The organism is Kosakonia sp. MH5 (genome assembly GCF_009935945.1).
GTDB classification, from domain to species: domain Bacteria; phylum Pseudomonadota; class Gammaproteobacteria; order Enterobacterales; family Enterobacteriaceae; genus Kosakonia; species Kosakonia radicincitans.
The window spans coordinates 116,412-136,319 of record NZ_QODH01000010.1; the positions used below are offsets into that span (position 1 = coordinate 116,412).

General features: G+C 55.3%; 19 protein-coding genes. 14 read left to right on the plus strand and 5 right to left on the minus strand.

Features of this window, described 5'->3' with window-relative positions; all coding sequences use genetic code 11:
• Positions 1 to 131: 131 nt before the first annotated feature.
• From nrdH to leuA, 14 genes are all read left to right on the plus strand, one after another.
• Positions 132 to 377 (plus strand): glutaredoxin-like protein NrdH, encoded by a 246-nt coding sequence (gene nrdH, locus DK872_RS22480; protein WP_007370581.1) that lies wholly within the window; start codon positions 132 to 134, stop codon positions 375 to 377.
• A complete protein-coding gene (nrdI, locus tag DK872_RS22485) occupies positions 374 to 784 on the plus strand; it encodes a class Ib ribonucleoside-diphosphate reductase assembly flavoprotein NrdI (protein ID WP_007370580.1) in 411 nt (136 codons plus the stop codon). Before nrdH ends, nrdI begins: the two co-directional genes overlap by 4 nt.
• A complete protein-coding gene (gene nrdE / locus DK872_RS22490) occupies positions 757 to 2,901 on the plus strand; it encodes a class 1b ribonucleoside-diphosphate reductase subunit alpha (RefSeq protein ID WP_161518866.1) in 2,145 nt (714 codons plus the stop codon). The genes nrdI and nrdE overlap by 28 nt, the downstream gene beginning before the upstream one ends.
• A gap of 10 nt (positions 2,902 to 2,911) precedes the next feature.
• Positions 2,912 to 3,874: a class 1b ribonucleoside-diphosphate reductase subunit beta gene (gene nrdF / locus DK872_RS22495; protein ID WP_007370578.1), complete on the plus strand. Its 963-nt coding sequence runs from the start codon at positions 2,912 to 2,914 to the stop codon at positions 3,872 to 3,874.
• Positions 3,875 to 4,262: 388 nt separating this feature from the next.
• Positions 4,263 to 5,465, plus strand: coding sequence for a glycine betaine/L-proline ABC transporter ATP-binding protein ProV (gene proV, locus DK872_RS22500; protein ID WP_007370577.1), 1,203 nt, complete (start codon positions 4,263 to 4,265; stop codon positions 5,463 to 5,465).
• Positions 5,458 to 6,522: a glycine betaine/L-proline ABC transporter permease ProW gene (gene proW, locus DK872_RS22505; RefSeq protein WP_144133876.1), complete on the plus strand. Its 1,065-nt coding sequence runs from the start codon at positions 5,458 to 5,460 to the stop codon at positions 6,520 to 6,522. Before proV ends, proW begins: the two co-directional genes overlap by 8 nt.
• A 61-nt stretch (positions 6,523 to 6,583) precedes the next feature.
• The gene (gene proX, locus DK872_RS22510; protein WP_107147307.1) at positions 6,584 to 7,579 is read left to right on the plus strand and encodes a glycine betaine/L-proline ABC transporter substrate-binding protein ProX; all 996 of its coding nucleotides are present in this window, start codon (positions 6,584 to 6,586) and stop codon (positions 7,577 to 7,579) included.
• A 236-nt stretch (positions 7,580 to 7,815) separates the two neighbouring features.
• Positions 7,816 to 9,000 carry an MFS transporter gene (locus DK872_RS22515; RefSeq protein ID WP_161518867.1) on the plus strand — a complete coding sequence of 395 codons (1,185 nt, stop codon included), beginning with the start codon at positions 7,816 to 7,818 and terminating at the stop codon, positions 8,998 to 9,000.
• 122 nt (positions 9,001 to 9,122) lie between these two features.
• Complete coding sequence (locus DK872_RS22520) at positions 9,123 to 9,869, plus strand: AzlC family ABC transporter permease (protein ID WP_035890136.1); 747 nt, start codon at positions 9,123 to 9,125, stop codon at positions 9,867 to 9,869.
• Positions 9,859 to 10,194 carry an L-valine transporter subunit YgaH gene (gene ygaH / locus DK872_RS22525; protein ID WP_035890139.1) on the plus strand — a complete coding sequence of 112 codons (336 nt, stop codon included), beginning with the start codon at positions 9,859 to 9,861 and terminating at the stop codon, positions 10,192 to 10,194. Before DK872_RS22520 ends, ygaH begins: the two co-directional genes overlap by 11 nt.
• A 90-nt stretch (positions 10,195 to 10,284) precedes the next feature.
• A complete protein-coding gene (gene mprA, locus DK872_RS22530) occupies positions 10,285 to 10,815 on the plus strand; it encodes a transcriptional repressor MprA (RefSeq protein ID WP_007370571.1) in 531 nt (176 codons plus the stop codon).
• Between the two features lie 116 nt (positions 10,816 to 10,931).
• The gene (gene emrA, locus DK872_RS22535) at positions 10,932 to 12,104 is read left to right on the plus strand and encodes a multidrug efflux MFS transporter periplasmic adaptor subunit EmrA (protein ID WP_071921274.1); all 1,173 of its coding nucleotides are present in this window, start codon (positions 10,932 to 10,934) and stop codon (positions 12,102 to 12,104) included.
• 15 nt (positions 12,105 to 12,119) lie between these two features.
• On the plus strand, positions 12,120 to 13,655 hold the full coding sequence (gene emrB, locus DK872_RS22540; protein ID WP_007370569.1) for a multidrug efflux MFS transporter permease subunit EmrB: 1,536 nt from the start codon (positions 12,120 to 12,122) through the stop codon (positions 13,653 to 13,655).
• Positions 13,656 to 13,760: 105 nt separating this feature from the next.
• Positions 13,761 to 15,410 (plus strand): 2-isopropylmalate synthase, encoded by a 1,650-nt coding sequence (leuA, locus tag DK872_RS22545; RefSeq protein ID WP_161518868.1) that lies wholly within the window; start codon positions 13,761 to 13,763, stop codon positions 15,408 to 15,410.
• Here the strand turns inward: leuA and DK872_RS22550 are convergent.
• The 5 genes from DK872_RS22550 to yqaB form a co-directional block, all read right to left on the minus strand.
• The gene (locus DK872_RS22550) at positions 15,407 to 16,177 is read right to left on the minus strand and encodes a helix-turn-helix domain-containing protein (protein WP_007370567.1); all 771 of its coding nucleotides are present in this window, start codon (positions 16,175 to 16,177) and stop codon (positions 15,407 to 15,409) included. The genes leuA and DK872_RS22550 overlap by 4 nt on opposite strands.
• A 66-nt stretch (positions 16,178 to 16,243) precedes the next feature.
• Complete coding sequence (luxS, locus tag DK872_RS22555) at positions 16,244 to 16,759, minus strand: S-ribosylhomocysteine lyase (protein ID WP_007370566.1); 516 nt, start codon at positions 16,757 to 16,759, stop codon at positions 16,244 to 16,246.
• A gap of 153 nt (positions 16,760 to 16,912) precedes the next feature.
• The gene (gshA, locus tag DK872_RS22560; RefSeq protein WP_007370565.1) at positions 16,913 to 18,457 is read right to left on the minus strand and encodes a glutamate--cysteine ligase; all 1,545 of its coding nucleotides are present in this window, start codon (positions 18,455 to 18,457) and stop codon (positions 16,913 to 16,915) included.
• Positions 18,458 to 18,537: 80 nt separating this feature from the next.
• Positions 18,538 to 18,966 carry a YqaA family protein gene (locus tag DK872_RS22565; protein ID WP_007370564.1) on the minus strand — a complete coding sequence of 143 codons (429 nt, stop codon included), beginning with the start codon at positions 18,964 to 18,966 and terminating at the stop codon, positions 18,538 to 18,540.
• Positions 18,963 to 19,529, minus strand: a complete 567-nt coding sequence (gene yqaB / locus DK872_RS22570; protein ID WP_007370563.1) for a fructose-1-phosphate/6-phosphogluconate phosphatase — start codon at positions 19,527 to 19,529, stop codon at positions 18,963 to 18,965. The genes DK872_RS22565 and yqaB overlap by 4 nt, the downstream gene beginning before the upstream one ends.
• Positions 19,530 to 19,908 lie beyond the last annotated feature (379 nt).

Below are 19,908 nucleotides of genomic sequence, written 5' to 3' on the forward strand. Positions count from 1 at the left end.
CTATGACAATTTCCTATATATTGTGTGGTTGCATCTTTATATAACTACATCTAGTATTCTTCTCAGTAGCACACACACTAACTGACGCGAACCTTCGCGCCGTTCTTCTATTTTAAACGGAAATACGAATTATGCGCATTACCATTTACACTCGAAATGATTGTGTTCAGTGCCACGCCACGAAACGCGCCATGGAAAGCCGTGGCCTGGCGTTCGAAATGGTGAACGTTGACCATGTGCCCGAAGCAGTCGATGAGCTTCGCGCGATGGGCTTTCGTCAGTTACCGGTGGTTGTCGCCGGGGAAACGCGCTGGTCCGGCTTTCGCCCGGATATGATCAACCGCCTGCACAGCGCTCCCAACGTGGCCAGCGCATGAGTACCCTTGTCTACTTCTCCAGCAGCTCCGAAAATACGCAGCGCTTTATTACGCGTCTTGGGCTGCCGGCGGTGCGTATTCCGCTCAATGAGCGGGAACGCCTCCAGGTAGACGAACCTTATATCCTTGTCGTGCCCAGTTATGGCGGCGGCGGAACAGCAGGCGCGGTTCCTCGCCAGGTGATCCGCTTTTTAAACGATCCGCACAACCGGTCGTTGATCCGCGGCGTGATCGCCTCCGGTAACCGGAATTTTGGTGAAGCGTACGGTCGCGCAGGCGATGTGGTCTCGCAAAAATGCGGCGTACCGTATCTCTACCGTTTTGAGCTGATGGGTACGCAGCAGGACATCGACAATGTGCGTAAAGGAGTGAGCGAATTTTGGCAACGACAACCGCAGAGCGCGTGAAACACGAAACGCCGGATTACCATGCGCTGAATGCGATGCTGAATCTTTATGATAAAGATGGCCGCATTCAGTTTGATAAAGACCGTGAGGCGGTTGATGCCTTTATGGCGAATCACGTGCGCCCCAATACCGTCACCTTCAGCAGCCAGGATGAACGGCTGAACTGGCTGGTGAGCGAAGGTTATTACGATGCTACCGTGCTGTCGCGCTACGATCGTGCTTTCGTCGTCGATCTGATTGCACACGCGCACGCCAGTGGTTTTCGTTTTCAGACCTTCCTTGGCGCATGGAAGTTTTACACCAGCTACACGCTAAAAACCTTCGACGGCAAACGCTATCTTGAGCACTTTGAAGATCGCGCCAGCCTGGTCGCGCTGACGCTGGCGCAGGGCGACGAAGCGCTGGCGCGGCAGCTGGCGGAAGAGATCCTCTCTGGTCGTTTCCAGCCCGCGACGCCAACCTTCCTTAACTGCGGTAAACAGCAGCGCGGCGAACTGGTTTCCTGCTTCCTGCTGCGCATTGAAGACAATATGGAATCGATTGGCCGCGCGGTGAACTCGGCGTTGCAGCTTTCCAAACGTGGCGGCGGCGTGGCGTTTCTGCTCTCTAACCTGCGCGAAGCGGGCGCGCCGATTAAGCGTATTGAAAACCAGTCTTCCGGCGTGATCCCGGTAATGAAGATGCTGGAAGATGCCTTTTCCTACGCCAACCAGCTTGGCGCGCGTCAGGGCGCGGGCGCGGTTTATCTGCATGCGCATCACCCGGACATTCTGCGTTTCCTCGATACCAAACGTGAAAACGCCGACGAGAAGATCCGCATTAAAACCCTGTCGCTGGGCGTGGTGATCCCGGATGTCACCTTCCGGCTGGCCAAAGAGAACGCGCAAATGGCGCTGTTCTCGCCTTATGATGTCGAGCGCCTGTACGGCAAACCATTCGGCGATGTGGCGATTAGCGAGCTGTACGATGAACTGCTGGCCGACGATCGCGTGCGCAAAAGCTACATTAACGCCCGCGATTTCTTCCAGACACTGGCGGAGATCCAGTTTGAGTCCGGCTATCCGTACATTATGTTTGAAGACACGGTGAACCGCGCGAACCCGATTGCCGGGCGCATCAATATGAGCAACCTGTGCTCGGAGATTTTGCAGGTCAACAGCGCTTCGACGTTTGATGAAAACCTCGATTACGCCACGACCGGCCACGATATCTCCTGCAACCTGGGTTCGCTGAATATCGCGCACACCATGGATTCACCGAATTTTGGCCGCACGGTGGAAACCGCGATTCGCGGGCTGACGGCAGTGTCCGATATGAGCCATATCCGCTCTGTACCGTCTGTTGAGACCGGCAATGCCGCCTCGCACGCCATTGGCCTGGGCCAGATGAATCTGCACGGTTATCTGGCGCGCGAAGGTATTGCCTATGGCAGCCCGGAAGGGCTCGATTTCACCAACTTCTATTTCTACACCATCACCTGGCATGCGCTGCATACCTCGATGATGATCGCCCGCGAGCGCGGCCAGCACTTTGCCGGTTTCCCGGCATCGCGCTACGCCAGCGGCGAATACTTCAACCAGTACCTGGAAGGCAACTGGCAACCGAAAACGGAGAAAGTCCGTGCGCTGTTTGCCCGTTCCGGCATCACCCTCCCCACACGCAAGATGTGGCAGCAACTGCGTGAAGATGTGATGCGTTACGGCATTTATAACCAGAACCTGCAGGCGGTTCCGCCGACCGGCTCCATCTCGTACATCAACCATGCGACATCGAGTATTCACCCGATTGTGTCGAAAATTGAGATCCGCAAGGAAGGCAAAACCGGGCGCGTTTACTACCCGGCCCCGTTTATGACCAATGAAAACCTGGCGCTGTACGAAGATGCGTATGAGATTGGCCCGGAGAAGATCATTGATACCTACGCCGAAGCCACGCGCCATGTCGATCAGGGGCTGTCGCTGACGCTGTTCTTCAAAGACACCGCCACCACGCGCGATATCAACAAAGCGCAGATCTACGCCTGGAAAAAAGGCATCAAAACGCTGTACTACATTCGCCTGCGCCAGCTTGCGCTGGAAGGCACTGAGATCCAGGGCTGCGTGTCCTGCGCGTTATAAGGAGAAAAGGATGAGCCAATTAACACGTATCAGCGCGGTGAACTGGAACAAAATCCAGGACGATAAAGATCTGGAAGTGTGGAACCGGCTGACCAGCAATTTCTGGCTACCAGAAAAGGTGCCGCTGTCGAACGATATTCCCGCCTGGCAGACGTTAAGCCCGGCGGAGCAACAGCTTACCATCCGCGTTTTTACCGGCCTGACGCTGCTCGACACCATTCAGAATACCGTTGGTGCACCGGCGTTAATGAGCGACGCGCTGACGCCGCATGAAGAAGCGGTTTTGTCGAACGTCAGCTTTATGGAAGCGGTGCATGCCCGCTCCTACAGTTCGATTTTCTCCACGCTATGCCAGACCAAGGATGTCGATGCCGCGTATAGCTGGAGCGAAGAAAACCCGGCGTTGCAGCGCAAGGCGCAGATCGTCCTGCAACACTATCGCGCCGATGAGCCGCTGAAGAAGAAGATCGCCAGCGTTTTTCTGGAATCTTTCCTCTTCTATTCCGGTTTCTGGTTGCCGATGTACTGGTCAAGCCGCGGCAAACTGACCAACACGGCAGACCTGATCCGGTTGATCATTCGCGATGAAGCGGTACACGGTTACTACATTGGTTATAAGTACCAGAAAGGGCTGGAGAAAGTCAGCGCAGAAAAACGCGAGGAACTGAAGAATTTCGCGCTGGATCTGCTGATGGATCTCTACGATAACGAACTGCAATACACCGAAGATGTATACGCGCAGAGCGGCTGGGCCGAAGAGGTGAAAGCGTTCCTCTGCTATAACGCCAACAAAGCGCTGATGAACCTCGGTTATGAAGCGCTCTTCCCGGCGGAAATGGCGGACGTGAACCCGGCCATTCTTGCCGCACTTTCGCCAAATGCCGACGAAAACCACGACTTTTTCTCCGGCTCTGGTTCCTCCTACGTGATGGGGAAAGCCGTCGAAACCGAAGACGAAGACTGGAATTTTTAACCACCTGCCCCTCTCCCTTTCCGGGAGAGGAATATTCCCGCTAATATTCTTTTTAAAAAACCCGCCTGTGAAAAAGGTTATTATTATTACGAGAATATCTGCGTATTTTTCCGGCATAATATTCAAACAGGCACTACACTGTAATTTCCTTGTCATTTTCACCTGAAGCGCTCCATTTCAGGTGCGATTTCGCGACGAATACAAAAAAATTATCATCCGCCGTCAGCCCTTATCTCATGGGAAATAGGGACGATTCTGCAAACGTCAAATTGTGCAGGCCCGGCAATTGAGGGTTGTCTCAGATTCTGAGTATGTTAGGGTATAGCCAGTCAATTATTCTCATCAGGTATTATATCGACACAATAAATAACAGGAACTCTTTTATTGCATGGCAATTAAATTAGAAGTGAAGAATCTCTATAAAATATTTGGCGAGCATCCGCAGCGGGCTTTCAAATATATTGAGAAAGGACTTTCAAAAGAAGCGATTCTGGAAAAAACAGGTCTGTCGCTTGGCGTTAAAGACGCCAGTCTGGCCATTGAAGAAGGCGAGATATTTGTCATCATGGGGTTATCCGGTTCGGGTAAATCCACTATGGTACGCCTTCTCAATCGCCTGATTGAACCCACCCGCGGACAGGTGCTGATTGATGGTGTGGATATCGCCAGAATATCAGACGCCGAGTTACGCGAGGTGCGCAGGAAAAAAATTGCGATGGTCTTCCAGTCGTTTGCGTTAATGCCCCATATGACGGTGCTGGATAATACCGCATTTGGTATGGAATTAGCGGGAACTGCTCCACAGGCGCGACAGGAAAAAGCGCTCGACGCCCTGCGTCAGGTCGGACTGGAAAATTATGCACACGCGTATCCGGATGAACTCTCCGGCGGTATGCGCCAGCGTGTTGGTCTGGCGCGCGCATTAGCCATTAATCCGGACATTCTATTAATGGATGAAGCCTTCTCAGCGCTCGATCCATTAATTCGTACGGAAATGCAGGATGAGCTGGTAAAACTGCAAGCGAAACATCAGCGCACCATCGTGTTTATTTCCCACGATCTGGATGAAGCCATGCGTATTGGCGACCGGATTGCCATTATGCAAAATGGCGAAGTGGTACAGGTCGGTACGCCGGATGAAATATTGAATAATCCGGCCAATGATTATGTGCGCACCTTCTTCCGCGGTGTGGATATTAGCCAGGTGTTTAGCGCGAAAGATATTGCGCGTCGAACACCGGTGGGTTTGATCCGTAAAACGCCTGGTTTCGGCCCGCGATCGGCGCTGAAACTGTTGCAGGATGAAGACCGTGAATACGGTTATGTGATTGAACGCGGCAATAAATTTGTCGGCATTGTCTCCATCGACTCCCTGAAAGCGGCGCTCAGCCAGAACCAGGGCATCGAGGCGGCGTTAATTGACTCCCCGCTTGCGGTGGAGGCGGAAACGCCGCTCAGCGAGTTGCTCTCCCATGTCGGACAGGCGCCCTGCGCCGTGCCGGTCGTCGGTGAAGAACAACAGTACGTGGGCATCATCTCGAAACGGATGCTGCTACAGGCTTTAGATCGCGAGGGGGCAAACAATGGCTGATCAAAATAACCCGTGGGATAGCGCGCCAGCGACCGATAGCGCGGCGCAGTCCGCAGATGCCTGGGGCGGCGGTTCTGCCACGCCCACCGACGGCAGCAGCGCCGACTGGCTACACAGCGCGCCAGCGCCCGCGCCGGAACATTTCAACATTATGGATCCGTTCCATAAGACGCTGATCCCGCTGGATAGCTGGGTAACGCAGGGGATCGACTGGGTAGTGATGCACTTCCGCCCGGTATTCCAGGGGATCCGTATCCCTATCGACTATATCCTGAGCACTTTCCAGCAACTGCTGCTGGGGATGCCCGCGCCGGTCGCGATCATCGTGTTCTCGCTGATCGCCTGGCAGATGAGCAGCGCCGGAATGGGGATTGCCACGCTGGTATCGCTGATTGCCATTGGCGCGATTGGCGCCTGGTCGCAGGCGATGGTCACGCTGGCGCTGGTTCTGACCGCGCTGCTGTTCTGCGTAGTGATCGGTTTGCCGCTGGGGATCTGGCTGGCGCGTAGCCCACGGGCGTCGAAAATCATTCGCCCGCTGCTGGATGCCATGCAGACCACGCCGGCGTTTGTTTACCTGGTACCAATTGTGATGCTGTTTGGTATCGGCAACGTGCCGGGCGTGGTGGTAACGATTATCTTCGCCCTGCCGCCGGTGGTGCGTCTGACGATCCTCGGTATTAACCAGGTTCCGGCGGATTTGATTGAAGCTTCACGCTCATTTGGCGCCAGCCCGCGTCAAATGTTGTTCAAAGTACAGTTACCACTGGCCATGCCTACCATTATGGCGGGAATTAACCAGACGCTGATGCTTGCCCTCTCCATGGTAGTGATCGCCTCGATGATCGCCGTTGGCGGGCTTGGCCAGATGGTACTGCGCGGTATTGGCCGCCTCGATATGGGGCTGGCGACCGTCGGCGGCGTTGGGATTGTGATCCTCGCCATCATTCTCGACCGCCTGACGCAGGCTGTCGGCCGCGATTCCCGCAGCCGTGGAAATCGTCGCTGGTATCAAACCGGCCCGCTGGGTCTGCTGACCCGTCCATTCGCCAAATAAACCGGTTTCCCGGCGCTCAGCGCCGGGCCAACACGTCCCACCTGAACAATAAGGAACAACGATGCGACATAGCGTACTTTTTGCCACAGCGTTTGCCACCCTTGTCTCTACCAGCACATTTGCTGCAGACCTGCCCGGCAAAGGCATCACCGTACAGCCCTTCCAGAGCACCATTTCTGAAGAAACCTTCCAGACGCTGCTGGTCAGCCGCGGGCTGGAAAAACTCGGTTATACGGTGAATAAACCGAGCGAAGTGGATTACAACGTCGGTTATACCTCTCTTGCCGCTGGCGACGTCACCTTTACCGCCGTTAACTGGCAGCCGCTGCACGACGACATGTATGCCGCTGCAGGCGGTGACAGCAAGTTCTACCGTTCCGGGGTGTTTGTCACCGGCGCGGCGCAGGGTTACCTGATCGATAAGAAAACCGCCGAGCAGTACCACATTAAAAGCATCGATCAGCTTAAAGATCCGAAAATCGCCAAACTGTTCGACACCAATGGTGACGGCAAAGCCGATCTGACCGGCTGCACGCCCGGCTGGGGCTGTGAAGCGGTGATTAATCACCAGATCGACGCTTACGGCCTGAGCAACACCGTGGTGCATAATCAGGGCAACTATGCGGCGATGATGGCGGACACCATTACCCGTTTCAAAGAGGGTAAACCGGTGCTTTATTACACCTGGACGCCGTACTGGGTAAGCGATGTGCTGAAACCGGGTAAAGATGTGGTCTGGTTGCAGGTACCGTTCTCTTCCCTGCCGGGCAAGCAGAAAGATATCGACACCAAACTGCCGAACGGCATGAACTATGGCTTCCCGGTGAACACCATGCACATTGTCGCCAACAAAGCCTGGGCAGAGAAAAACCCGGCAGCGGCGAAATTGTTCTCGGTGATGAAGCTGCCTATCGCCGATATCAATGCGCAGAATGCGATGATGCATGACGGCAAAGCCTCTGAAGCGGATATTCAAGGTCATGTTGACGGCTGGATCAAAGCCCACCAGCAGCAGTTTGACGGCTGGGTAAAAGAAGCGCTGGCCGCGCAGAAGTAATCCCTCCTGATAAAGCGCCATTCGGTTTATGCCGGATGGCGCTTTCGCTTATCCGGCCTGTGCGCCATATACCGCCAGCGTTGCAAATTCAGGCACCACCCGAAGGCCGGATAAGGCTGTACCACCATCCGGCAATTAAATCTCCCCCCGCGCTAACTGCACAGATAACAACACGCCCTCTCAAGTAATTGACTATGATAGGTTTCTGAAAAAACCATTACTGATTACGCATTCCTATGACACAAGCAAACCACGGCCTTAGCCCGGCGCTGATTGCGCTGATGTCTGTCGCCACGGGCCTTGCGGTCGCCAGCAATTACTATGCGCAACCGCTGCTCGATACCATCGCTCATGCCTTTTCGCTGTCGCCTAATCAGGCGGGCTTTATTGTCACCGCCGCCCAACTTGGCTATGCCGCTGGCCTGCTGTTTCTGGTGCCGCTCGGCGATATGTTTGAGCGGCGCACGCTCATTGTGGTGATGACGCTGCTGTCGGCGGGCGGCATGTTGATTACCGCCAGTAGTTCGTCGCTGAGCTTCATGATCCTCGGCACCGCACTGACCGGGCTATTTTCCGTCGTCGCGCAAATCCTCGTGCCGCTGGCCGCAACATTAGCCACGCCGGATAAACGCGGCAAAGTGGTCGGCACCATCATGAGCGGGTTGCTGCTGGGGATTTTACTGGCGCGCACCGTTGCCGGGTTGCTCGCCAGTCTCGGCGGCTGGCGCACGGTGTATTGGGTCGCCAGCGTACTCATGGTGCTGATGGCGCTGGCGCTATGGCGTGGTCTGCCGAAGCTCAAACAGGAAACGCACCTCAATTATCCGCAACTACTGGGCTCTGTTTTTACGTTATTCGCCGGTGATAAAGTGCTGCGCACCCGCGCCCTGCTCGGCTGCCTGAGCTTCGCCAACTTCAGTATTCTGTGGACGTCGATGGCGTTCCTGCTGGCCTCGCCGCCGTTCAACTTCTCCGAAGCGGTCATCGGTTTGTTCGGTCTGGTCGGTGCGGCGGGCGCATTAGGCGTGCGTCAGGCCGGTGGTCTGGCGGATCGCGGTAAATCGCACCTCACCACCACGGGCGGTCTGCTCTTGCTGCTGCTTTCATGGCTGGCCATTTGGCTCGGTCACAGCTCGGTTATCGCGCTGATTATTGGCATCATCGTGCTGGATCTTACTGTGCAGGGCGTGCATATCACCAACCAGACGGTGATTTACCGTATCAAACCGGATGCGCGTAACCGCCTGACCGCCGGTTATATGACCAGCTACTTTATTGGCGGCGCGGCGGGTTCGTTGATCTCTGCCTCCGCCTGGCAGCATGCGGGCTGGACGGGCGTCTGTGCGGCGGGCAGTACGCTGGCGCTGCTGAATCTGCTGGTCTGGTGGCGAGGATTTCACCGCCAGCAAGTGGCGAGGTAAGCAAGCGCTCACATTTACATCATTCCACTAAAAACCGGGTGTTAACGAGTCCTTCAGTCTGTTAAGGTTATAGGACTTGTTTATCCCGGTTATATTAACGTGGGTGATATATAACAAACACTATGGATAGTTCAGCAATACCTCCAGACGCCGAGCCAGTGAGAGTAGCCACGCTACAGGAAGGCATCAAAGACAGTCTTCCCATCGTTTTAAGCTACATCCCCGTTGCATTTGCCTTTGGCATGAATGCCAGTAAGCTCGGTTTTTCTCCTCTCGAAAGCCTCTTTTTCTCCTGCATTATCTACGCGGGTGCCAGCCAGTTTGTGATCACCACCCTGCTTGCTGCGGGCAGCACCTTATGGGTTGCCGCGCTGACCGTTATGGCGATGGATGTTCGCCATGTGCTGTATGGCCCGTCGTTACGCAGCCGTATTCTGCAACCGCTTAAAAATCCGAAAACCGCGATCTGGGCCTTTGGCCTGACGGATGAAGTATTTGCCGCCGCGACCACCAAACTGGTGCGCGATAACCGTCGCTGGAGCGAAAACTGGATGATCGGCATCGCGTTATTCTCATGGCTCTCCTGGGTTGCGGGAACGGTGCTGGGCGCATTTTCCGGCAGCGGCCTGCTGGAGGGGTATCCAGCGGTTGAATCGGCGTTAGGTTTTATGTTACCCGCCCTGTTTATGAGCTTCCTGCTGGCATCATTCCAGCGTCGCCAGACACCGAGCGTCACTGCCGCGCTGCTTGGCGCGCTGGCCGGTTTAACGCTGTTCTCTATCCCTGCGGCAATCCTTGCCGGGATCGGTTCTGGCTGCGTTGCCGCGCTGGTACAGGCGTTTTATCAGGGTGTTCCCGATGAGGCATGAAATTTTACTGCTCGGTCTGCTGGTGGGCGGCGTTAATTTTTTATTTCGCTATCTTCCTCTGCGCGTTCGCGTCGGGCGGCCAAATCCGACAAAACGCGGGGTTGCCGGCATCCTGCTTGACACCATCGGCATCGCCTCTATTTGTTCATTGCTGGTGGTGTCATGCGTACCAGAGATTATTCATGACGGCCGCCGCCTGTTACCAACGCTGATTGGCTTCGCGGTACTGGGCCTGAGTTTCTGGAAAACTCGCAGCATTATTCTCCCCACGCTACTGAGCGCACTTGCGTACGGAATCGCATGGAAACTGCTGACGGATGCATAGATGAGGCAAATTTATTAGCAGCAATAATACATTTACTTTATTTGTCACTGTCGTTACTATATCGACTGCAATTAATGAGGTCATACACAAATGGATAGTTCGTTTACGCCCATAGAGCAAATGCTTAAGTTTCGCGCCAGCCGCTATGAGGATTTTCCGTTTCAGGAGATTTTGCTCACCCGTCTTTGCATGCACATGCAGGGTAAGCTGCTGGAAAACCGCAACAAAATGCTGAAAGCGCAGGGTATTAACGAGACGTTGTTTATGGCATTGATCACGCTGGAGTCGCAGGAAAACCACAGCATTCAGCCGTCTGAATTGAGCAGCGCGCTGGGTTCTTCACGTACCAATGCCACACGTATCGCCGATGAACTGGAAAAACGCGGCTGGATCGAGCGTCGCGAAAGCGATAACGATCGCCGCTGCCTGCATCTGCAACTGACCGATAAAGGTCACGAATTCCTGCGTCAGGTTCTGCCCCCGCAGCACAACTGCCTGCATCAACTGTGGTCTTCCCTGAGCGAAGCGGAGAAAGACCAGCTTGAGCAGATCACACGCAAGTTACTTACGCGTCTCGACCAGATGGACGAAGACGACGTCATTCTTGAGGCGCTGCGCTAACGCGACAAGCCGCTCGAATATCCAGGATATAAGAATATAAGGGCCAGCCTGATGCTGGCCTTTCTAACGGAAGGTCGGCTGTGCCGACATCAAAAAATAAGATCGTGGAGAAAAGCATGAGCGCAAATGCGGAGAGTCAAACCCCGCAGCAACCGGTCAAAAAGAAAGGCAAACGTAAAGGCGCCCTTCTGATGCTGACCTTGCTCTTTGTTGTTATTGCCGTGGCATATGGGATTTATTGGTTTTTGGTACTGCGTCATTATGAAGAAACCGATGATGCTTACGTAGCAGGGAACCAGGTGCAAATCATGGCGCAGGTATCCGGCAGCGTGACGAAAGTCTGGGCTGACAATACCGATTTTGTAAAACAGGGAGATGTACTGGTTACGCTGGATGCCACCGATGCGCAGCAGGCGTTTGAAAAAGCGCAGACCGGTCTGGCAAGTAGCGTTCGTCAAACCCGCCAGTCGATGATCAACAGCAAGCAGTTGCTGGCGAGCATCGAAGTGAAAAAAACCGCCCTCGCCCAGGCGCAGAGTGATTTAAACCGTCGTATTCCACTCGGTACTGCCAATTTGATTGGCCGCGAAGAGCTGCAACACGCCCGTGATGCCGTGACCAGCGCGCAGGCCGATCTGGATGTTGCCATTCAGCAATACAACGCCAACCAGGCGATCGTGCTTGATACGCCGCTGGAAGATCAACCGGCCGTTAAGCAAGCCGCCACCGAAGTCCGCAATAGCTGGCTGGCGCTGCAACGTACGAAGATCGTCAGCCCAATCACCGGCTACGTTTCGCGCCGCGCGGTACAGCCTGGCGCGCAAATCAGTCCAACCACCGCATTAATGGCCGTTGTTCCTGCCACCAATTTGTGGGTGGACGCTAACTTCAAAGAGACACAGCTTGCGCATATGCGTATTGGTCAGACGGCAACCGTGGTCAGCGACATCTATGGCGATGAAGTAACCTACAACGGGAAAGTGGTCGGACTCGATATGGGCACCGGCAGCGCGTTCTCACTGTTGCCTGCGCAAAACGCGACCGGTAACTGGATCAAAGTGGTTCAGCGCCTGCCGGTACGTATTGAGCTGGATGCCAAACAACTTGCCGATCATCCGCTGCGTATCGGTCTCTCTACGCTGGTGAAGGTCGATACCGCCGATCGTGAAGGTCAGGTACTGGCAAGCCAGGTGCGTAGCAGCCCGGCGTATGAAAGCAACGCCCGGGAGATTAGCCTTGAGCCGGTCAACACGCTGATCGAAAACATCGTGAAAGCCAACGCCGGTTAATCTGAGGTGAGTGCAATGCAACAGAAACCGCTGGAAGGCGCGCAACTGGTCATTATGACCATTGCGCTGTCGCTTGCGACCTTCATGCAGGTGCTGGACTCCACCATCGCTAACGTGGCGATTCCCACGATCGCTGGCAACCTTGGCTCGTCACTGAGCCAGGGGACATGGGTGATCACCTCTTTCGGGGTAGCAAACGCCATCTCGATTCCGATCACCGGCTGGCTGGCAAAGCGTGTCGGGGAAGTAAAGCTGTTCCTGTGGTCAACGGTGGCCTTCGCTATCGCCTCCTGGGCGTGTGGCGTCTCCAACAGCCTGACGATGCTGATCTTCTTCCGCGTGATCCAGGGGATTGTCGCCGGGCCGTTGATCCCGCTCTCCCAGAGTTTGTTGCTGAGCAACTACCCGCCCGCTAAACGCTCCGTCGCGCTGGCGCTGTGGTCAATGACGGTGATCGTCGCGCCGATTTGCGGGCCGATCCTTGGCGGTTATATCAGCGATAACTACCACTGGGGCTGGATCTTCTTTATCAACGTGCCGATCGGCGCGCTGGTGGTGTTGCTGACGCTGCAAAGCCTGCGCGGCCGTGAGACGCGAACCGAACAGCGACGCATTGACGGTATTGGTCTGGCGCTGCTGATTATCGGTATCGGCAGTTTGCAGGTAATGCTCGATCAGGGCAAAGAGCTGGACTGGTTTAACTCGACGGAGATCATCGTGCTGACGATTGTCGCCGTGGTGTCGATCAGCTTCCTGGTGGTCTGGGAGTTGACCGATGAAAACCCGATAGTCGATCTGTCGCTGTTTAAGTCGCGTAACTTTACCATCGGCTGCCTCTGTATCAGCCTTGCTTATATGCTCTACTTCGGCGCGATTGTTCTGCTGCCGCAGCTATTGCAGGAAGTCTATGGCTATACGGCAACGTGGGCGGGCCTGGCCTCCGCGCCTGTCGGGGTAATCCCGGTACTGCTGTCGCCAATTATTGGCCGCTTCGCCCATAAGCTGGATATGCGCCGTCTGGTGACCTTCAGCTTTATTATGTATGCGGTGTGCTTCTACTGGCGTGCGTACACCTTCGAACCGGGAATGGATTTTGGCGCTTCTGCGTGGCCGCAGTTTATTCAGGGTTTCGCCGTGGCCTGTTTCTTTATGCCGCTCACTACCATTACGCTCTCCGGCCTGCCGCCTGAGCGACTGGCGGCGGCGTCCAGCCTGTCGAACTTCACCCGTACGCTGGCCGGTTCGATTGGGACATCGATCACCACCACGTTGTGGACTAACCGGGAATCGCTGCACCACGCGCAGCTCACCGAGTCGGTCACCCCGTACAACCCCAATGCGCAGGAGATGTATAACCAACTGCAAGGCATGGGGATGTCGCAACAGCAGGCGTCCGGCTGGATAGCGCAGCAGATCACTAACCAGGGGCTGATCATTTCCGCCAATGAGATTTTCTGGTTCTCGGCGGGCATATTCCTGATCCTGCTCAGCCTGGTGTGGTTTGCCAAACCCCCTTTCGGCGCCGGTGGCGGCGGAGGCGGCGCGCACTGATTTTTACCGCGCCTTGTCCAGAACGCGACAGTGGTTGTCAGTTCCGATAAAGCAGCGCTCCTGAAATCGCTTCACGATGGTGAAAAGACAACAGGAGCGCATCACATGCTGAAAAAACCCGCAGAAAAATATTCCCCGTTTATCCCTTTCGCCCTGCCCGATCGCCGCTGGCCGGAACAGCGCATTACCCATGCGCCGCGCTGGCTTTCCACCGATCTGCGCGACGGTAACCAGGCGCTGGCGGAACCGATGGACAGCGCACGCAAGCTGCAATTCTGGGAACTGCTGCTGGCGTGCGGCTTTAAAGAGATTGAGGTAGCTTTCCCTTCGGCCTCGCAAACGGATTTCAACTTTGTTCGCCAGTTGATTGAAGAGCAGCGCATTCCCGATGATGTGACGATTCAGGTATTAACCCAGGCGCGGGAGGATTTAATTCACCGAACCTTTGCTTCGCTGCACGGAGCCAGACAGGCGACAATTCATTTGTACAACGCCACGGCACCGCTGTTTCGCCGCCTGGTATTTGGCATGGAGAAAGCGCAAATTGTCGAGCTGGCGACGCGCTCCACGCAGCTGATTCGCCGGCTGTGCGAAGAGAATCCGCAAACACGCTGGCAGTATGAATACTCGCCGGAGACGTTTTGCTTTACCGAAGCCGATTTCGCGCTGGAGATTTGCGAAGCGGTGGCCAATGTCTGGCAACCATGCGCCGAACGCCCGATGATCATTAACCTGCCGGCGACCGTTGAAGTCAGTACGCCGAATGTTTATGCCGATCAGATTGAACATTTCTGCCGCCACTTCAGCCGCCGTAGCGACGTGTGCATTAGTGTGCATCCGCATAACGATCGCGGTACCGGCGTTGCGTGCGCAGAACTGGCGGTGATGGCCGGAGCCGATCGCGTTGAAGGCTGTCTGTTTGGTAACGGTGAGCGTACCGGTAATGTCTGTCTGGTAACACTGGCGATGAATCTCTACAGCCAGGGGATCAGCCCGCAACTCGATTTCAGCGATATGCAGCGCGTGGTGGAAGTGGTGGAAAGCTGTAACCAACTGCCGGTACACCCGCGTCATCCGTGGGCTGGCAGCCTGGCCTATACTGCGTTTTCCGGCTCACACCAGGATGCGATCAAAAAAGGGTTCGATGCCCGTAAAGCGGGCAGCCGCTGGGAGATGCCCTACCTGCCGGTCGATCCGCAGGATATTGGCTGTAGTTATGAAGCGGTGATCCGTGTGAACAGCCAGTCCGGAAAAAGCGGTAGCGCCTGGCTGATTGAACAGAACCATGGCCTGAAACTGCCACGCGCCCTGCAACAGGATTTTAGCCAGCATGTGCAGCAGGAGACGGATAAACACGGCAAAGAGATGACGCAAAATGCGCTGTGGCAACTGTTCCGCAATCGCTACGGTCTTATACCTTCGCCGCCGCTGGCGCTGCAACGCTATCGCAGCGACAGCCAGCAGGATGGTCAGTTGCGCCTGACGGCGACGGTCATGCGGGAAGGTAAAACGCGCGAGCTGACCGGCAGCGGCAATGGCTTACTTTCGGCGGCGGCCAGCGCCATCGCTCCGTGGCTGGGCAAACCGTTTGTCATCAAGGATTACCACGAGCATACGCTTGGCGCGCGCAGCGACAGCCGTTCAGTGGCATATATTCGCTGCCTGTACCAGGACGGCAGCAGCCGCTGGGGCGTGGGGATCGATAATGATGTCGCGCGCGCCTCATTACAGGCGTTGCTGAACGCGGTGGGCTAAAGGGAAGGTTCGCGGAAGTAATCGCTGGGTGAGACGCCCATCACCCGGCGGAACATCGCCGTAAAAGCGCTGTGGCTGCCGTATCCCAGATCCAGCGCCACGCGCAGTACCGACTGCCCTTGCGCCAGGCGCAACAGCGCCGCCAATAAACGGGCGCGTCGCACCCATTCGCCGTAACTTAGCCCCGTTTGCTGCTGAAAATGCCGGTTCAGCGTGCGCTCGCTCATGTTCGTCAGGCTGGCTGACTGCGCGCTGCTCCAGCTTACTCCCGGTTCGGCGCGGATCTGTTCGCAGAGCTGGCGCAACGCTGCGCTTTGCGGCTCCGGCAGGTGAAATGGCAACACCGGCATGGCGCGGATTTCATCCAGAATCAGTTCATAGATGCGTTCATCACGGCTGCCGGGCGCATACTCCTGGGCCAGATCGAAAGCGGCGACGATGAGTTCGCGCAGCAGCGGCGTGATCTGCACGATTTGGCAGGACGCAGGCAGATCGGCGCGGGCCAGCGGATCGATAAACAGCGTGCGGGCTGCGACGCTGCCGGTAATGCGGATAGCATGCTGTGTTCCGGCGGGCAACCACACGCCGCGACCTGGCGGAACGACCCAGCACCCGGCAGCGGTATCCACGCGTACCACGCCGCTCAGGCTATGCAATAGCTGCGCGCAGTCGTGCTGATGCCACGGTTCGCTGTCGCCGTGCTGATAATCATGGGCGAAGGGATGCAGAGGGCGGTGCGTAAAGGAGAAGGTTAAAGTGGTCGTCATCGGGTTGCCGCTGGTGGCGAGAGAGCAGGCCCGGTAAGCTAGCTACCGGGCGCTACAATGACAGCACTAGATGTGCAGTTCCTGCAATTTTTCTTTCGGCAGGGCCAGCTCTTCGTTGCTGTTAACGCGGACATCGCGGTCGAGAATGTGACGAGCGATTTCCTGCGCTTCTTCCAGCGAGTGCATGGTATAGGTGCCGCACTGGTAGACGTTCAGTTCCGGGATCTGGCTCTGTTCTTTCACCTTCAGCACATCGGCCATCGCCGCTTTCCACGCATCCGCAACGCGCTGCTCATCCGGCGTGCCAATCAGGCTCATGTAGAAGCCCGTGCGACAACCCATCGGCGAAATATCGATGATCTCAACGCCGTTTCCGTTGAGGTGGTTACGCATGAAACCAGCAAACAGATGCTCAAGCGTGTGGATCCCTTTTTCCGGCATGACTTCTTTGTTAGGCACGCAGAAACGCAGGTCGAATACGGTGATGGTGTCGCCATGCGGCGTGTCCATGGTCTTGGCTACACGGACAGCAGGGGCTTCCATACGGGTATGATCGACAGTGAAGCTATCCAACAATGGCATTTAGTCACCTCCGACAGTGATTTTTTTTAAATAAAAATGAACTCTTCTTTTTCATGCGAGTCTGAGTATATGAAAGACGCGCATTTGTTATCATCATCCCTGATTTTCAGAGATGAAATTTTGGCCACAGCGATGTGGCCTTTTTCTTTTCTGTCAGGCGTGACGCGCGAGTAACGCTTCAAATGACTCGGTATCCCGGGCTTCAACCTCTGCCTGACGCGCCAGCGATGCTTTGCACTCGGCGATAAAATCTTCCTCATGCAGGATTTCCAGCGGCTCTTCGCGAAGCTGTGAACGATACTGATCGCCCAGCGCTTTGCCGGTGCCGCCAATTCCGTTATCGATCATCGAACGCAGGATGCGCGCCGAGAAGGTAAGCTCCGGATCGTCGAAGCTGGCGACCAGTTGTTCACACACCTGTTCGTATTCGTTGCCACCGTACACGCCATCGAGCGTCTGCGCCACTCGTTTCAAATCCCGGAACAGATCCTTGCCGACGTTCGCCAGCGGGAATTGCGCGGTTTCACAGCCAATACCCAGCGTCAGCCCAGGTTTACGGCCTTCAAGAATCACGCGATTCCAGTTTGTACGCGTACACAGCAGTTCGTCGCTGCTCATCTCCGGCGCATCGGCCAGCACGCACCAGACCATAAACAGATCGAGGAAACGAACCTGCTGCTCGTCAACGCCAATCGCCGTGAAGGGGTTGATGTCCAGCGAGCGCACTTCAATATATTCAATGCCGCCGCGCAGCAGCGCGTCCGACGGTGTTTCACCGCTACGGGTCACGCGTTTCGGGCGAATCGGCGCATACAGTTCGTTCTCGATCTGCAAAATATTGGTATTGATTTGCAGATACTTATCGTCTTTCTTCAGACCAATTTTAGCGTACTCTTCCGAAGGCGTTTTTATCGCCCGCTTCAGCGCCACCACATAATCGTGCAGATTGTTAAAGGTGATGCCCAGATTGTTCTGCGATTTATTGGTATAGCCCAGATCGCTTAAGCGCAGCGATGTGGCATACGGCAGGTAATACATACCGTTCGGCGTTTTCTCAAACGGCAGCGTGGTCGGTTTCCCTTGCAGGAACGACGAACAGATTGCCGGAGACGCACCGAACAGATACGGGATCACCCAGCCAAAACGGTAATAGTTACGGATCAGGCGGAAATAGCCGTCGGATACTGTTTCTTTATCGGTACCGCCGCTTTTCGCTTCCCAGAATGCCATCGGCAACGAGAAGTTATAATGCACGCCGGAAATGGTTTGCATCAGCGCGCCATAGCGGTTTTTCAACCCTTCGCGATAGAGCGTTTTCAGGCGACCGATGTTGGAGGTGCCGTACTGCGCCAGCTCAATCTGCTGACCGTCTTTGATATAGCACGGCATACTCAGCGGCCACATCCGCTCGTCACCAATCTGGCGCGCGGTGTAGCGATGAATATCGCGCATGATCGTCAACATATGGTCGATATCGCTATCGACCGGCGTAATAAACTCCAGAAGTGCTTCCGCAAAATCAGTGGTGATCCACTGATGAGTTAAGGCAGAGCCGAGCGTCGCCGCATGACCGGTGGTCGCCAGTGAGCCGTCTGCGTTTACGCGCAGCGTCTCACGTTCAAGACCGCGTTGGATCCCCTTTACTGCCTGAGGATGTTTTTCCAGCCAGGACAATGCCTGTGATACGTCCGGGATCAAGTTGACCTCCCGCCTGTAATAATCATTTTATTAAGCATAATTGTAATGGTTGACGATTAAAGGTCACTCACTCAGTCCAATTAGTGCCACCACGTCATACCTTGTAGCGTTACCAGGGCTATCGCCATATAGCGTAACGCCTTGCCAAGGCATAAAAAAAACAGCACTGGTCCCCATGAAAGGCGCATCCAGCCCGCCAGCAGACACAGCACATCGCCTATAACAGGCATCCAGCTCAGAAGCAGCGCTGCCGCGCCGTAACGTCTGAGCCAGTGAGTCGCTTTTTCCTGCCAGCGCGATGTTTTACGCTGCGGAAAGAAACGCCCAAGAATAACGTTAGTCAGCCCTCCAAGGCTATTACCCATTGTTGCTATTACTACGAGCAGCCAGGGCTGACTGACACCAGAGAGCAGCATCGCAATCAGCACAACCTCAGAATTGCCGGGCAACAGCGTGGCGCTGAGGAAGCTACTGGCAAACAATGACAGGAGCGACAGGCTGTCACTCACAATAAGCGTACATCAACTGCATCCATACCGGCGGCCTGCGCTGCCTGGATACCAAAATCTGCATCTTCAAATACTACGCATTGCGTCGGCTCCACGCCCATTTGTTGGGCGCAAAGCAGGAAAGTATCCGGTGCAGGTTTGTGATTTTTAACATGATCGGCGGCAACAACCGCATTGAAATAGTGACGCAGGCCAAGGTGCGCCAATAGCGCTTCTGCAATAGCGCTTTCACTGCCGGTTCCCACCGACATGGGACGACGGCCGTGCCACTCTTTTACAACTTCGATTAATGGCAAAGGGCGCACTGAATCCAGCAGCATTGCTTTGACCGCTGCGGTTTTCTCCTGCGCCAGCGCATGCGGATCGAGATCGCCCTGATTAGCTTCAATGATGAACTGCGCGATACGCCAGGTCGGTGAGCCGTTTAGCCCGACCATTGACTGCTCGTCAAAACGCATCCCGTAACGCCCCAGCACTTCATGCCAGGCTTTACGGTGGGTCGGCTCGGTGTCCAGAATAGTGCCATCCATATCAAAAATCAGACCAGCGTAACGTTCGTACATCATGTTCTCACAAAGCGGATAACAAACAGTTACTTTAACGTAAACAGCGTTTTTTGTCGCTGCTGGCAAGAGAAAGCTGAGATGCCTTTACTGGAAGGGGGTTCGCAGAATACGTTTTTTCAGAAGAGGTGGAGCTTGTAGAACATGAGTGGAGATTTTGCAGAGAGATGGTGCATCCGGGAGGATGACTCGTCTTTCGACTCGCCCTGCGGGCCGTTGCTAAAGCAAAGTTATCCACCCTGGTGCCAACGGTTTTATCCGCGACGCCAGAAACATCCGGCTGGCTGTTATTTTATAAGAAGATGGTGCATCCGGGAGGATTCGAACCTCCGACCGCTCGGTTCGTAGCCGAGTACTCTATCCAGCTGAGCTACGGATG